Origin of the sequence: Sulfitobacter sp. HNIBRBA3233 (assembly GCF_040149665.1) — a bacterium.
In the GTDB taxonomy this organism is placed as follows: domain Bacteria; phylum Pseudomonadota; class Alphaproteobacteria; order Rhodobacterales; family Rhodobacteraceae; genus Sulfitobacter; species Sulfitobacter marinivivus.
This window is the reverse complement of the sequence record NZ_JBEFLP010000001.1, coordinates 60,750-74,348: the sequence shown is the minus strand read 5'-3', so window position 1 is coordinate 74,348 and position 13,599 is coordinate 60,750. Positions and strand designations below refer to the sequence as shown.

The following is a 13,599-nucleotide window of genomic DNA, read 5'->3' as shown; positions in this document are numbered from 1 at the left end:
GCCTCACGCGTCGAGCTGAGACATGACCTCGTCGGAGGCTTCGAAGTTCGCGGTCACACGCTGCACGTCGTCGTCATCCTCCAGCGCGTCGATCAGCTTCATCAGCTTCTGCATGCTCTCAAGGTCCATCTCCGTCGTGGTGGTGGGACGCCAGATCAGCTTGGTGCTTTCGCTCTCGCCGAGTTCGGCCTCGAGCGCCGTTGACACCTCGTTCAGGTCGGTATCCGCGCAATAGATCACGTGACCGTCTTCGGAGCTTTCCACGTCTTCGGCACCGGCCTCGATCGCGGCCATCATGACGGTATCGGCATCGCCGACCTCTGCCGCATAGACGACCTCGCCCTTGCGGTCGAACATGAAGCCGACCGAACCGGTTTCGCCCAGATTGCCACCGTTCTTGGTAAAGGTGGACCGGACCGTCGACGCGGTGCGGTTGCGGTTGTCGGTCATCGCCTCGACGATAACCGCAACGCCGTTGGGGCCGTAACCCTCATAGCGGATTTCCTCGTAGTCCTCCGCGTCACCGCCGGTCGCCTTCTTGATCGCGCGTTCGATGTTGTCCTTGGGCATCGACACGGCCTTGGCCTCTTTCACCGCAAGCCGCAGGCGCGGGTTCTTGTCGGGATCGGGATCGCCCATCTTGGCGGCGACCGTGATCTCCTTGCTCAGCTTGGAGAAGAGTTTGGAGCGCAGCTTGTCCTGCCGCCCCTTGCGGTGCTGGATGTTTGCCCATTTGGAATGGCCGGCCATGTGGTGTCTCCGTCGGATATGTCGTGCTTGTCCCGTCTATATGGCAGCGCCACGGGCAAGGGCAATCCCCCCTCGCGCGCCTTTCATTCCGCTTGCATCCGCCCCCTCCCCCGAGCGAGATGAGCACCAGACAAGGAACGCGGAACATGACCAGCGAACAGATCATTCTCTTCTCTCTCTTCGGCGGAGTCTTCGGGATGCTGCTCTGGGGGCGGCTGCGCTACGACATCGTGGCATTCTCGGCGCTGATGCTGGGGGTCGTGCTGGGCGTGGTCGACAGCAAGGACGCGTTCTCGGGGTTCGGCCATCCCGCAACGCTGGTGGTGGCGCTGGTTCTGGTGGTGTCCGCGGGGCTGGTGCGGTCCGGCGCCGTGCTGCTGATCACCCGCACATTGGTCGATGCCTCGCGCAGTCTGGGCGCACATATCACCCTGATGGGGGCGGTGGGCGGTATCCTGTCGGCTTTCATGAACAATGTCGCGGCCCTTGCCCTGCTGATGCCCGTGGATATCCAGACCGCGCGCAAGGCGGGGCGCGCGCCGGGCCTGTCGCTGATGCCGCTCAGCTTTGCGACGATTCTGGGGGGCATGGTCACGCTGATCGGCACACCCCCCAATATCATCATCGCCAGCATCCGGCAGGACGCGCTGGGAGAGCCTTTCCGCATGTTCGATTTCGCGCCCGTGGGCGGGATCGCGGCGATTGCCGGCCTGACCTTCGTGGCGCTGGTCGGCTGGCGGCTGATCCCGCAACGCGCCGACGCGACCCTCAGGGCCGAGGATGTCTCCAACTATATCGCCGAACTGGTGGTGCCCGAAGACAGCAAGCTCATCGGCACGCGGCTCTACGAACACGAGGAGGTCGCAGAGGCGTCCGATGTCGCCATTCTCGGCCTTGTCCGCGACAACAAGCGCCGCTTCGGCCGCGCCCGCAACACCGCGCTTCAGGCCGGTGACGCGCTGGTGATCGAGGCGACACCGGACGCGCTCGACGAATTCCGCTCGACGCTGGATCTGGCCGTGGCCGACGCCGGGCGCGAGGAGACCCTGCGCGCGGATGGTGACGGCGTCGAGGTGATCGAGGTCGTGGTGACGGATGCCTCGCGGCTCAACGGGCGGTCGGCGCAATCGGTGGGTCTGGCATGGCGGCGCCGCTCCGTGCTGCTGGGCATTTCACGCCGCGGCCGCAAGATCACCGAACACCTGCGCAAGACCCCGCTCAAGACCGGCGATATCCTGTTGCTGCTGGTGCCGCGCGATACCGCACGCGATGTCGCCGACTGGCTGGGCGTTCTTCCGCTGGCGGACCGGGGGCTGGCCGTGACGGAGAACCGCAAGGTCTGGCTCGCGATCGGCCTGTTTGCGGGCGCGGTGTCCGCGGCGTCCTTCGGGCTGGTATATCTGCCCGTGGCGCTGGGTCTGGTGGTCGTGGCCTATGTGCTGGTCAAGATCGTTCCGCTGAACGAACTCTATACCCACATCGAATGGCCGGTGATCGTGCTCTTGGGGTCGATGATCCCGCTGGGCGCCGCGCTGGAGAAATCGGGCGGCACCGAACTGATCGCGGGCACGCTGGTCGACCTGACCTTCGGCATGCCCGCCTGGGCGGTGCTGACGGTTTTGATGGTGGTCACGATGTCGCTGTCGGATGTGCTGAACAACACCGCAACCACGATCGTGGCAGCACCGGTGGGCATCCAGATGGCCAACACGCTGGGCGTGTCTGCCGATCCTTTCCTGATGGCAGTGGCAATCGCGGCCTCGTCGGCCTTTCTCACCCCTATTGGGCACAAGAACAACACGCTGATCCTCGGCCCCGGCGGCTACGGGTTCGGTGACTACTGGCGCATGGGCCTGCCGCTCGAGATCATCGTCATCGTCGTCTCGATACCCGCGATCCTGTTCTTCTGGCCGCTCTAGCGCGGCCTGCGGACAGCACCCAAAGGCTGTGTGCGAGCGATCCACCGCACCGCCCCCTTTGATTGAGAAAATATCAACTCAAACATGATTATTTAGAATTTCCCTCATACAACTGAAAGGCGTAGAGAGAGCGCAGCAGAGATGCTTCCGATCCGCTTTCCGGATCGGGTCACCTTCGGGAAAGGAATGACCCTTGAACACTCTAAAGACACTCACAGCCGCCTCCGTGGTCACACTGATGGCCGCAGCACCGGTTTTCGCGCAATCTACCATCACAGGTGTCGAAACCCTCAACGACCAGATCGACGACATCACAGATGACGTGAACGACGACCTGACCGCAGGCGACGACGACGCCCGTTTCGGCCCCAATGGCGTGGCACAGGGCTTCCGTGGATCGATGGCGCTGTCGGCCTCCGGGACCAATGGCAACACCGACACCGGCGCATTGTCGGCCGCGGGTCGCCTGACCTACGGCGTGGGCGCGTGGAACCACCTTGTCGGCCTCGCTGCCGAATACGGCGAAGACAACGGTGACACCAGCGAAGAGAAATTCTTCGCAACCTACGAAGGCAGCCGGTATTTCACACCCAATGTCTACGCCTTCGGCCTCGCCCGTTACCAGTATGACGGCTACCTCGAAGACAACGCGGGCAACGAAATCGACGGCTCGGAAACCGACGCCTTCCTCGGCTTCGGCCCCGGCTACCGCGTCCTGAACCAGCCCAACCACACATGGCGTGTGCAGGGCGGCCCGGGTGCGCGCTACTTCAAGGACGTGAACGGCAATTCCGACACCGAAGTCGGCTTCATCGTCTCCTCGCGGTACTACATCGCGATGAGCGAGACAGTCTCCTTCACGATGGATACCGAAATCCTCGGCTCGGATGTGAACACCGTCCTGACCAACGACGCGGGCGTGAACTTCAAGGTGTCCGACAACCTGTCGACCCGGGTCAGCTACCGCACCGACTACAACACCGATCCGGTGGCCGGTCTGAAATCGACCGACAACACCATCGGCGTGTCGCTGGTTCTGGGCTTCTGAATCCGCAGCGCCCGCGCGTGTGAAACCTCGTCACGCAACGGCACTCCGGCAGATGGGGGCGGCAAATGTCGCCCCCTTTTTACGTCCCGCCCCCTGTCTCCATTTTGCCGGAAAACTCCGGAGGTTTGGAGGCAGCGCCTCCAAAGGGCCGCTTGCGGGCCTTCCTGCCCTACCAGATCAGCGGGATCACAAGGCTGACGATGACCGACATCGAAAGGTTGAGCGGCATCCCCACCCGAATGAAGTCGGTGAACTTGTACCCGCCCGGACCGTAGACCAGCGTGTTGGTCTGATACCCGATGGGAGTGGCAAAGGCACAGGACGCGGCAATCATCACCGCAACCACCAGCGCGCGGGCATCCATTCCCAGTGCGGTAGCCAGCGAGATGGCGATCGGCGTCATGATGACCGCGACCGCATTGTTTGACACGATTTCGGTGAACAGCGTGGTCAGCAGGAACACACAGAAGATCACCGCACCCGGCGGCAACTCCCCCAGCGCGGGCGAGATACTGTCGACGATCAGTTGCACGGCGCCCGTGTGTTGCAACGCGGCCCCCACCGCCAGCATCGAGAAAATCAGCGCCAGCAACCGCCCGTCGACAAAGGAAAACGCCTCGTCCGCGTCGATACACCCCGTCACCAGCACCACCGCCACCGCGATGACCGCCAGCATCAGGATCGGTGCCACGTTGAAGGCCGCCAGCACCACGATCGCGCCCAGCGCTGCAATCGCGATGGGCGCGTGGCCGCGGCGGTAGGCGCGCTGCGAGGGCTGGCTGACGTCGACCAGGTCCATGTCCGTGGCAAGGCGCTGGATATCCGCCTCTGCCCCTTCCAGCAAAAGCGTATCGCCCACCCGCACGACCAGCTCATCGAGTTGCAGGCCGATGTTCTGGTTCCGCCGGTGGACGGCCAGCGGATAGACCCCGTAGCGCCGCCGCAGACGCAGCGACCCCAGGCTGCGCCCGACCATCTTGCACCCGGGCGAGATCAGCGCTTCGACGGTCACCGTCTCGACCGCCGATACCTGATCGACGCGCTTGAGCTCGGGCGTGGCCTGCAGGCTCAGCAATTCCGCCATCTGGGTGCGCAAGACCACGCGGTCGCCCACTTTCAGGGTCACCCCCTTGAGGTCGCGCCGCAGCGATGCATCGCCGCGGATCACGTCGACCAGCCGCACGCCCTGACGCTTGAACAGCTTCACATCCAGCACTTCGCGCCCGATCAGGTTGCTGTCGGGCGGGATCACCGCTTCGGAAAAGAATTTCATCCGCGACCTGTCGCCCAGCCGGCCCGCGAGGCTGTCGCGCACCGGCAGCAGGCGCCGCCCAATGGTGGCCATATAGATCAGCCCCCACGCGCAGACGACCAGACCGATGGGCAGGATCTCGAAAATGCCGAAAGGCTCCATCCCCTGCGACCGGGCGACACCATCAACCAGCAGGTTCGTCGAGGTGCCAATGAGGGTCAGGGATCCGCCCATGATCGCCGCATAGCTGAGCGGTATCAGCAGTTTTGAGGCGGCGGTGCCCAGTGTCTTGCTCAGCTGGACGACAACGGGGATCATCACCACCACAACGGGCGTGTTGTTCATGATCGCGCTGGCGCCCATGACCGACAGGATCACACCGATGACAGCCAGTCTGGGGTTGGTGCGGGCATAGTGTTCGGCAAGCTGGGTCAGAACCTCGAGCGCACCGGTACGCACCAGTGCCCCCATCACGATGAACATCGCCGCAATCGTCCAGGGCGCGGAGTTGGACAGAACCGCGCGGGCGTCCTCGTAGGGCAAAAGCCCCAGGGCCAGCAACACCGCCGCGCCGGCCAGCGCGACCACTTCGGTCGGCAGCGTCTCGCGCAGGAACAATGCGAACATCGCACCCACAACACCCAGCGCCAGAAGCGATTGCGTCAGTTGCGAAAATTCGAATAGCGCCATGGTATCCCCCGACAGGCCCCGTCCGATCAGCTATCGCGCATCGGCGGCTCTGCGGCAAGAGCCGCCTTGGGGCGGGGCTGTACGAGGTACATGCCGGCGAACATCGCCGCAAGCGCCAGCCAGATCGCCGACGAAAACGCCTCGCCCAGGATGGCCCATGCCCAGAAGAGGCCGAACCCCGTCACCAGATAGCTGACCTGCACGGCGAAGACCGCGCCCGCGCGGCCCACGACCCAGACATAGGTCGCGTAGACCAGAACATGCGCGACGCTGCTGCCGATCAGGGCCGCCTGCGCCGGCGGCAACGGCCAGACCGGCGCGATCGTCTGGCCGCTCCACAGCATCAGCGGCAGCACCAGTGCAAGCCCCACGATGGACGACCCCAGCATCAGCTGGAACGGATCGAGCCCCGCCACGCCCCAGCGGGCGACGTAATTTCCCTCGAACGCGTAAAAGAGCGCGACCAGAACATAGAAGGCTGCCCAGCCCACCGGTACATCCGCCCCCATATCGACCGACGGAGCGACGATGATGAGCACACCGACCAGCCCGAACCCCAGCCCGATCAGCCGTCGCCACGCGAACCGGTCGGTTCCCAGAACCAGCGCGATGGCAAAGGCGAACATGGGAATGACGCTCAGCAGAAGCGACATGATGCCGGACGGCAGATACACCGCCGACTGGTAGGAGATCGTGTTGGGAAAGACGGTGCCGATCAGCGCGATGGCGATGTAGGCGCGCAGGGCGTCCCGTCCGCGCGGCAGGGGCCTGCGCCGCAGAAGGCACGCCGCCCCCATCAGGACCGCACCAAGCACCAGTTGCCAGAAGATCAGGCCGAAATGGCCGTAGCCGGTGCTGACCGCGATCTTTGTCAGTGGCTGGGACAACCCCCACCCCGCCCCCATCAGCACCAGAATGGCGCTGAAAAACAGGACGTCAGCCCTTGTCATGGCAGGCTGGGCTGAAGCCGCCCGCCCACGCGGACCGGCTGTACCCGGGTGGCGCGACCGGTGCGGTCATCGGTTTCGATGTAGACACCGCTCAGGGTTGCCTCGTCCGTCGCAGGGGTAAACCGGTCCTTCGGCATGCCTGTGATAAACCGGCGCATCGGCTCGGTTTTCTCCATACCGATGACGGAGTTATAGTCGCCACACATGCCCGCATCGCTCAGATAGGCGGTGCCCGACGGCAGGATCATCGCGTCCGAGGTGGGCACATGGGTGTGGGTGCCCACGACAAGCGATGCGCGCCCGTCGCACCAATGCCCGACCGCCATCTTTTCGGAGGTCGCCTCGCAATGGATATCGACAACGATTGCCTGCACCATGCCGCCCAGCGGATGCGTCTTCAGCACCTGATCGAGCGCCGAGAAAGGATCGTCGTAGGGCCGTTTCATGAACACTTGGCCCAGCGCCTGTGTTACGAGGATTTTCTTGCCGGTGCGCGTCTGGAAGATGCGCGCGCCCTTGCCCGGCGCGGTTTTCGAGAAATTGAGCGGTCGCACGATGCGGCTGTCCTGTTCGACGAAGGCCAGCATGTCCTTCTGGTCGAACGCGTGATCGCCCAGCGTCAGGCAATCGGCCCCCGCGTCCAGCAGGGTTTTCGCATGTGCGCCCGACAGGCCCATGCCCGAGGTCGCGTTTTCACCGTTGACCACGACGAAATCGAGCTTCCACTCGTCGCGCAGCCGTGCCAGATTTTCAGTGATCGCCCGACGCCCCGCGCGGCCCATCACATCCCCAAGAAACAGAATTTTCATAGGTTCAAGCGGTACGGTGTCCCGCCCCCGACGGCAACCCCCGCGCAGGCCGCTTTGGCCGCGACAAAGAGCTCATCGCGCGGCGGCGGAGGCAACCTCGATCACGCCCGCTTCGGTCACGATCAGATCCATCGGCTGGTCCAGAGGTTCGAGCGGCAGCGACGGATCCTCCTGTCCCGCGAAGGCAAAGCCGATGGCCAGCGTGGCGCGTTTCGCGCGCAGCCCCTCGAGGGTACGGTCGTAGAACCCGCCGCCGTATCCCAGACGCCCCCCCGCCCGCGAGAAGGCCAGCAGCGGCACGATCAGGATTTCCGGTTCGAAATACGCAGGCTCTTGCGGGATGGACGCTCCGAACGGCCCGTCGCGCATGGGCATGTCCGGCTCCCAGCGGGCAAAGCGCAGGGGCTGGCCCGCACCAACGATCACCGGCACTCCGACTGGCCCGCGTGCCGCCGCTTCGGCCATGGCATCGCGGGGGTCGATCTCGGTCCGGATCGGCATGTAGCCCGACAGCGGCACGCCGCGGTATCCTGCCAGCACCTCGCTGAGGTAGCCAGACTGCGCCGCAGGGGCGTTATCGAACAGCGGCTTGCGCCGTGCAAAGGCCGCCTTGCGCGCGGCGTCCTTGCGCGCGGCAAGGGTCACAGCAGCACCAGTGCCGCAAGCCCGAGAAACGCGAAGAAGCCGACCACATCGGTCACCGTCGTCACGAATGCGCCCGAGGCCAGCGCCGGATCGATCCCGATCCTTTCGAGGATGATCGGGATGCCGGTGCCCGCCAGCCCCGCCACCACCATGTTGATCACCATCGCCGAGGCGATGACGTAGCCCAGCGCGGGCGAGCCGAACCAGATCAGACCGACTATGCCCATGACCACGGCAAAAATCAGCCCGTTGATCAACCCGACCAGCACTTCACGGCGGATCACGCGCCAGACGTTGGAGCCGGTCAGATCGCGCGTGGCGAGTGAGCGCACGGCCACTGTCAGGCTCTGGGTGCCGGCGTTGCCGCCCATGGATGCGACAATCGGCATCAGCACCGCCAGCGCCACGATTTGCGCAAGGGCGACTTCGAACTGAGCGATCACCAGCGACGCGGCAATGGCGGTCACGAGGTTCACGGCAAGCCACGGCAGACGCTGTTTCGTCGTCTCGATCACGCGGTCCGACAAGGACCCGTCGCCGACACCGGCGAGGCGCAGGATGTCCTCTTCGTGTTCCTCGTCAAGCACGGCCATCGCATCGTCGATGGTGATAACCCCGATCAGGCGGCCCTCGTCATCCACAACCGGCGCCGAGATCAGGTGGTACTGGTTGAACGCATAGGCGACATCGCCTTCGTCCCGCATGGCCGGAATGACCTGAAAGGTGCTTTCCAGCAGATCCTTCAGCGGCGTCGCGCGTTTGGAGCGCATGAGCTTGCCCAGAGTGATGTTGCCAACCGGATGCAGCCGCGGATCGACCATGATGATATGGTAGAACTGGTCCGGCAGATCCTCTTCGGGCGTGGCACGCAGGAAATCGATCGCCTCGCCCACGGTCCAGTGCTCGGGCGCCATGACGACCTCGCGTTGCATGAGGCGACCGGCGGAATATTCGGGATAGGTCAGCGCCTGTTCGACAGCCGCACGGTCGCTGTCTTCGAGCGCGCCGAGAATGCTTTCCTGCTGCGCGTCCTCGAGATCCTCGATGATATCGACCACATCATCACTGTCGAGTTCGCGCACCGCATCCTGCAGCACCGAGGGCGTCAGAAGGCTGACCACCTCGTTACGGATCGATTCGTCGAGTTCGGACAGGATCTCGCCGTCGAATTCGCGGTCGTAGAGCCGGATCAGGCGCATCCGCTCGAACCCGCTGATCTGTTCGAGAAGGTCTGCGATGTCGGCGGCGTGCAGCGGCTCCATCAGCTCGACCAGCTTTTCGCGGTCGTCGATTTCGACCGCGTAGAGAATTGCCGACACGTCCCGCTGCGACAGGGTGTAGGCTTCCTTCTCGGTGTCCGGCTCTTCGGTTTTTTCGTCCAAAAGCTGTTCTGACATCGCGCGCGCCCCCTGTTTCAGCGGACCTTAATCGTGCCTGCCGTCAGGCACAATGGCGCGAAATACGCGGCCCGCCCTGTCGAAGACAGATGCCCCCATTGCGCCTTTCGGTGAAGATATTCATAACGGCGTGCATGACCCAGAAAACGCTTCTTACCGGCCAGACACTTCTCTTTTCGGGGGATCCTTTGGTCCTTCCGTGGGAGGACTGCGTGCATGTCGACAGCTCCGGTGGCGTGCTGCTTCTGGGAGACAGGATCGCGGCGGTCGGCCCGGCCGAAGGCCTGCGCGAGGCGCATCCCGAGGCCACCGAGTTCATGTACGGCGACAATCTGATTTGCCCCGGCTTCGTAGATGCCCACGTCCATTTTCCGCAGACCGCCATGATCGCGAGCTGGGGCAAACGGCTGATCGACTGGCTGCAGACCTATACATTCCCCGAGGAAATCCGCCTGTCCGACCCCTATTGGGCCGCAGAGCTGGCGGCGCGCTACCTCGATCTGACACGGGCGCACGGCACCACGACGGTCGCGTCCTTTGCCACGATCCACCCGCACAGCGCCGCGGCCCTCTTCGAAGCGGGTGCCGCGCGCGGGCAGTGCATCGTCACCGGAAAGACCTGCATGGACCGCAACGCCCCCGAGGCGTTGCTGGACACGGCGCAATCGGCCTATGACGACAGCAAGACGCTGATCGAGGCATGGCACGGGCATGGGCGCGCGCGCTACGCGATCACGCCAAGGTTCTCGCCCACCTCCACGCCCGATCAGCTCTCCGCGCTCGGAGCGCTCTGGGCCGAGTACCCCGACTGCCTGATGCAGACCCACCTGAGCGAACAGCCCGACGAGGTCGCATGGGTGCGCGAGCTGTTTCCGCAGGCGCGCGATTATCTGGACACCTACGAGGCGCACGGGCTTCTGGGGCCACGCGGGCTCTACGGTCATGCGATCCATCTGGAGCCGCGCGAGATCGACAGGCTGGCCGATGTGCAGGGGGCGGCGATCCATTGTCCGACCTCGAACGCCTTTATCGGATCTGGGCGGATGAACCTGCCCGCGCTGGCCGAACGCGGCATCCCCGTGGGGCTTGCCACGGACACCGGCGGCGGATCGTCGTTTTCGATGTTGCGCACCATGGCAGCGGCCTACGAGGCGGCGCAGCATCACGGCCGGCCGCTGCACGCGGCGCAGCTGATCTGGCTGGCGACGGCCGGTTCGGCCCGGACGCTGCATCTTCAAGATGAAATCGGATCGCTGCGACGTGGATATTTCGCCGATATCACGGTGCTGGACCTGAAATCGACACCGGACATCGCCCAGCGCGCCAACCGGGCGCACGACATCTGGGAAGACATCTTTACCACCGTGATGATGGGGGACGACCGCGCCGTGCGGGCCACGTGGATCGCGGGGCGACAGGCCGACGAGGTCTGACCCACCCCGGCTGTGTCAGCAGTCGCGCGCGCCCAGCACCATCACGTTATAGCTGCCGACCGAGGCGATGCCGAACTCCTTCGCGCCGCGCAGCGTCATGTTGCGGTAGTGGCTGCGCGATGTTTCCCATGCGAGAATCGCGGAGCGGATGTCGGGGTAGCCCTTGTTGATGTTCTCGGCGATCACGCACCAGTCGTATCCACCGCGCCTTGCCCGGTTGCCCACGCTCGATCCGTCGCTGCCGCTGTGCGAGAAGAAGTCGTTCTGCGCCATATCGCGCGCCTGCATCAGTGCCACACGGTCGAGCCGCGCCGACCTTCGCACCGGCCCGAGCCCGGTTTTCGCGCGGATCGCGCTGACGATCGCGCTGGGGCTCTTGCCTTTCAGGCGGGCGGTTGTCGCATTCTCCGGTGCCGGGACCGGCCCGTTTGGCGAGGTTGCCGCAGGCATGTCGCCGCAGGCGGACAGCGCGGCAAGCACTGCAAAAATTGCAACAATACGTATCATGTATCCATAAGGGCCTTTGCGTATGCTCTCTGCCGGGCGGCCAGTGTGGCCAGATCGACACCGGTCACCTGCCCGTCCCGCACCACGCCGCGGCCCTCTACAAAGAGATCACGCACAACGCCCGGCCCGGCGAGCAGTATGGATGCAATATCCCATGATCCGGCCATTTGCACCGTTCGGGTGTCCCACAGGGCAATATCGGCACGTTTCCCCACTTCGAGCCGCCCGCAATCGGGGCGGCCCAGAATATCGGCACCGCCGCGGGTGGCGATCTCCAGCGCCTCTCGGGCGCTCATGGCATCTGCGCCCCGCGCCACCCGTTGCAGCAGCATCGCCTGCCGCGCCTCGGCCACGAGGCTTCCGGCATCGTTGCTGGCCGATCCGTCGACACCGAGGCCCAGCGGCACGCCCGCGTCACGCATCGCACGCACCGGCGCGATCCCGCTGCCAAGGCGGCAATTCGAGCACGGGCAATGGGCGACACCGGTGCCGGTACTCGCGAAAAGGTCGATCTCTGCCGGATCAAGCTTGACGCAATGGGCGTGCCACACATCGCGCCCGACCCAGCCCACGCTTTGCGCATATTCGCCCGGACGGCAGCCAAAGGTGGCAAGGCTATAGGCAACGTCCTCGTCGTTTTCAGCCAGATGCGTGTGCATCATCACGCCCTTGTCCCGTGCCAGCACCGCGGCATCGCGCATCAGTTCGCGGCTGACCGAGAAGGGCGAACAGGGTGCCACCCCGACACGGCACATCGACCCTTCGGCGGGGTCGTGGAAGGCGTCGATGACGCGGATGCAATCCTTCAGGATGTCCGCCTCGCGTTCGACCAGCGCATCGGGGGGCAGCCCGCCCGCGCTCTGGCCGATGCTCATCGCGCCCCGCGTGGGGTGGAACCGCAGCCCGATCTCGCGCGCCGCTTCGATGGTGTCCTCCAGCCGCGTGCCGTTGGGATAGAGATACAGGTGATCCGAACTCAGGCTGCACCCCGACAGCGCAAGTTCGGCAAGGCCGATCTGGGCGGAGGTAAAGATGTGATCCGGCGTGAGCCGGGACCAGATCGGGTAAAGCGCGCCGAGCCAGCCGAACAGCGGCGCGTCCTGCCCCGCAGGCACCGCCCGTGTCAACGTCTGGAAGAGGTGGTGATGTGTGTTGACCAGCCCCGGCGTCACGAGGCAGCCCGTGGCGTCGACAACCTCTGCCCCCTCCGGCACCGGCAGATCCGGCCCAAGGGCCGCGATCCTGCCGGCCTCGATAAGGATGTCGGCATCCGCGATCTCGCGGCGGGCATCGTCCATTGTCAGGATCAGCTGTGCCTTGCTGATCAGGATCGCGCTCACGCCGCGCCGTCCGGCGTGGTGTGCAGGATCTCCAGCGCCTCGGCGTGGATCTGTGGGTTCGCCGCCGCGATCACGCGGCCGCCATCGTGCGCCGGTCCACCCTGCCAATCGGTGACAATGCCTCCCGCCGCGCGAACCAGCGCCAGGGGGGCCTGGATGTCATAGGCCTGCAATCCCGCCTCGATCACCAGATCCACCTGCCCCGATGCAACCAGCGCGTAGGCGTAGCAATCCATGCCATAGCGGGTCAGATTCGCGCGCTCTGCCACGGCGCGGAACGCCGACCCTTCGATGTCGGTCCCGACTTCGGGGAAGGTGGTGAAAACCGTCGCCTCGCGCAGCGGGCGCGCCGGGCGCGTGTGGATGGGCCTGCGTTGGCCCGCCCGCAGCAGTGCCGCACCGGCAGGGGTGCCGATGAACCGCTCGCCCGTATAGGGCTGATCCACGATGCCCAGCACCGGCCCGGATGCGTCGCCAACGGCAATCAATACCCCCCAGGTCGGCGTCCCCGAGATGAACCCCCGCGTCCCGTCAATGGGATCGAGAACCCAGGTCAGGCCGCTGCTGCCGGGTGTATGCCCCGCCTCCTCCCCGAAGATCGCGTCGTCGGGACGGTGGCGGGCGAGCACTTCGCGCATCGCCTCCTCGCCCGCGCGATCGGCGACGGTGACGGGATCGAAACCCTCGCTCAGCTTGTTTTCAGCGTCGAGAGACGGCGCACGGAAATACGGCAGGATCACAGCACCGGCTGCATCCGCCATCTGATGGGCGACTGTTTCCAACTCGCCCAGAAGGTCAGGATCAATTTTCATCCCGAAGTGGTGTCACCACAGTGCCGGTCGCGCAAGTGGCCGAACGC

General features: G+C 65.0%; 12 protein-coding genes. 3 read left to right on the top strand and 9 right to left on the bottom strand.

Annotation, left to right across the window (positions count from 1 at the left end):
- Nucleotides 1–3: 3 nt before the first annotated feature.
- Nucleotides 4–750: a YebC/PmpR family DNA-binding transcriptional regulator gene (locus ABMC89_RS00355; RefSeq protein WP_349564044.1), complete on the bottom strand. Its 747-nt coding sequence runs from the start codon at nt 748–750 to the stop codon at nt 4–6.
- Nucleotides 751–896: 146 nt separating this feature from the next.
- On the opposite strand from ABMC89_RS00355, the gene ABMC89_RS00350 reads away from it, so the two are divergent.
- Nucleotides 897–2,669 (top strand): SLC13 family permease, encoded by a 1,773-nt coding sequence (locus ABMC89_RS00350; RefSeq protein ID WP_349564042.1) that lies wholly within the window; start codon nt 897–899, stop codon nt 2,667–2,669.
- A gap of 193 nt (nt 2,670–2,862) precedes the next feature.
- Complete coding sequence (locus ABMC89_RS00345; protein ID WP_349564039.1) at nt 2,863–3,717, top strand: DUF481 domain-containing protein; 855 nt, start codon at nt 2,863–2,865, stop codon at nt 3,715–3,717.
- A gap of 169 nt (nt 3,718–3,886) precedes the next feature.
- Here ABMC89_RS00345 and ABMC89_RS00340 read toward each other — a convergent pair whose 3' ends face one another.
- The 5 genes from ABMC89_RS00340 to mgtE form a co-directional block, all read right to left on the bottom strand.
- A complete protein-coding gene (locus ABMC89_RS00340) occupies nt 3,887–5,659 on the bottom strand; it encodes an SLC13 family permease (protein WP_349564037.1) in 1,773 nt (590 codons plus the stop codon).
- A 26-nt stretch (nt 5,660–5,685) separates the two neighbouring features.
- Complete coding sequence (locus tag ABMC89_RS00335; RefSeq protein ID WP_349564035.1) at nt 5,686–6,609, bottom strand: DMT family transporter; 924 nt, start codon at nt 6,607–6,609, stop codon at nt 5,686–5,688.
- The gene (locus ABMC89_RS00330; RefSeq protein WP_349564033.1) at nt 6,606–7,418 is read right to left on the bottom strand and encodes a TIGR00282 family metallophosphoesterase; all 813 of its coding nucleotides are present in this window, start codon (nt 7,416–7,418) and stop codon (nt 6,606–6,608) included. Before ABMC89_RS00330 ends, ABMC89_RS00335 begins: the two co-directional genes overlap by 4 nt.
- Nucleotides 7,419–7,490: 72 nt before the next feature.
- Nucleotides 7,491–8,063, bottom strand: a complete 573-nt coding sequence (locus tag ABMC89_RS00325) for a 5-formyltetrahydrofolate cyclo-ligase (RefSeq protein WP_349564031.1) — start codon at nt 8,061–8,063, stop codon at nt 7,491–7,493.
- Entirely contained in the window at nt 8,060–9,460 is a 1,401-nt protein-coding gene (gene mgtE / locus ABMC89_RS00320) for a magnesium transporter (RefSeq protein ID WP_349564029.1), read from the bottom strand. Before mgtE ends, ABMC89_RS00325 begins: the two co-directional genes overlap by 4 nt.
- A gap of 134 nt (nt 9,461–9,594) precedes the next feature.
- Between mgtE and guaD the strand changes: the two genes are divergently transcribed.
- On the top strand, nt 9,595–10,893 hold the full coding sequence (gene guaD, locus ABMC89_RS00315; RefSeq protein WP_349564027.1) for a guanine deaminase: 1,299 nt from the start codon (nt 9,595–9,597) through the stop codon (nt 10,891–10,893).
- Between the two features lie 15 nt (nt 10,894–10,908).
- Here guaD and ABMC89_RS00310 read toward each other — a convergent pair whose 3' ends face one another.
- Genes ABMC89_RS00310 through hisN form a run of 3 tightly spaced genes read right to left on the bottom strand, consistent with a single transcriptional unit; the run spans nt 10,909 to nt 13,552 of the window.
- Nucleotides 10,909–11,400 carry a CAP domain-containing protein gene (locus ABMC89_RS00310; protein WP_349564025.1) on the bottom strand — a complete coding sequence of 164 codons (492 nt, stop codon included), beginning with the start codon at nt 11,398–11,400 and terminating at the stop codon, nt 10,909–10,911.
- A complete protein-coding gene (locus tag ABMC89_RS00305; protein ID WP_349564023.1) occupies nt 11,397–12,740 on the bottom strand; it encodes an 8-oxoguanine deaminase in 1,344 nt (447 codons plus the stop codon). Before ABMC89_RS00305 ends, ABMC89_RS00310 begins: the two co-directional genes overlap by 4 nt.
- Nucleotides 12,737–13,552, bottom strand: a complete 816-nt coding sequence (hisN, locus tag ABMC89_RS00300; RefSeq protein ID WP_349564021.1) for a histidinol-phosphatase — start codon at nt 13,550–13,552, stop codon at nt 12,737–12,739. The genes ABMC89_RS00305 and hisN overlap by 4 nt, the downstream gene beginning before the upstream one ends.
- Nucleotides 13,553–13,599 lie beyond the last annotated feature (47 nt).

Bases quoted from the DNA above. Each gene is read 5' to 3' on its own strand.
- ABMC89_RS00340 (WP_349564037.1), bottom strand. From the start codon at position 5,659: ATGGCGCTATTCGAATTTTCGCAACTGACGCAATCGCTTCTGGCGCTG.
- mgtE (WP_349564029.1), bottom strand. From the start codon at position 9,460: ATGTCAGAACAGCTTTTGGACGAAAAAACCGAAGAGCCGGACACCGAG.
- ABMC89_RS00335 (WP_349564035.1), bottom strand. From the start codon at position 6,609: ATGACAAGGGCTGACGTCCTGTTTTTCAGCGCCATTCTGGTGCTGATG.
- guaD (WP_349564027.1), top strand. From the start codon at position 9,595: ATGACCCAGAAAACGCTTCTTACCGGCCAGACACTTCTCTTTTCGGGG.
- ABMC89_RS00310 (WP_349564025.1), bottom strand. From the start codon at position 11,400: ATGATACGTATTGTTGCAATTTTTGCAGTGCTTGCCGCGCTGTCCGCC.
- hisN (WP_349564021.1), bottom strand. From the start codon at position 13,552: ATGAAAATTGATCCTGACCTTCTGGGCGAGTTGGAAACAGTCGCCCAT.
- ABMC89_RS00330 (WP_349564033.1), bottom strand. From the start codon at position 7,418: ATGAAAATTCTGTTTCTTGGGGATGTGATGGGCCGCGCGGGGCGTCGG.
- ABMC89_RS00350 (WP_349564042.1), top strand. From the start codon at position 897: ATGACCAGCGAACAGATCATTCTCTTCTCTCTCTTCGGCGGAGTCTTC.
- ABMC89_RS00355 (WP_349564044.1), bottom strand. From the start codon at position 750: ATGGCCGGCCATTCCAAATGGGCAAACATCCAGCACCGCAAGGGGCGG.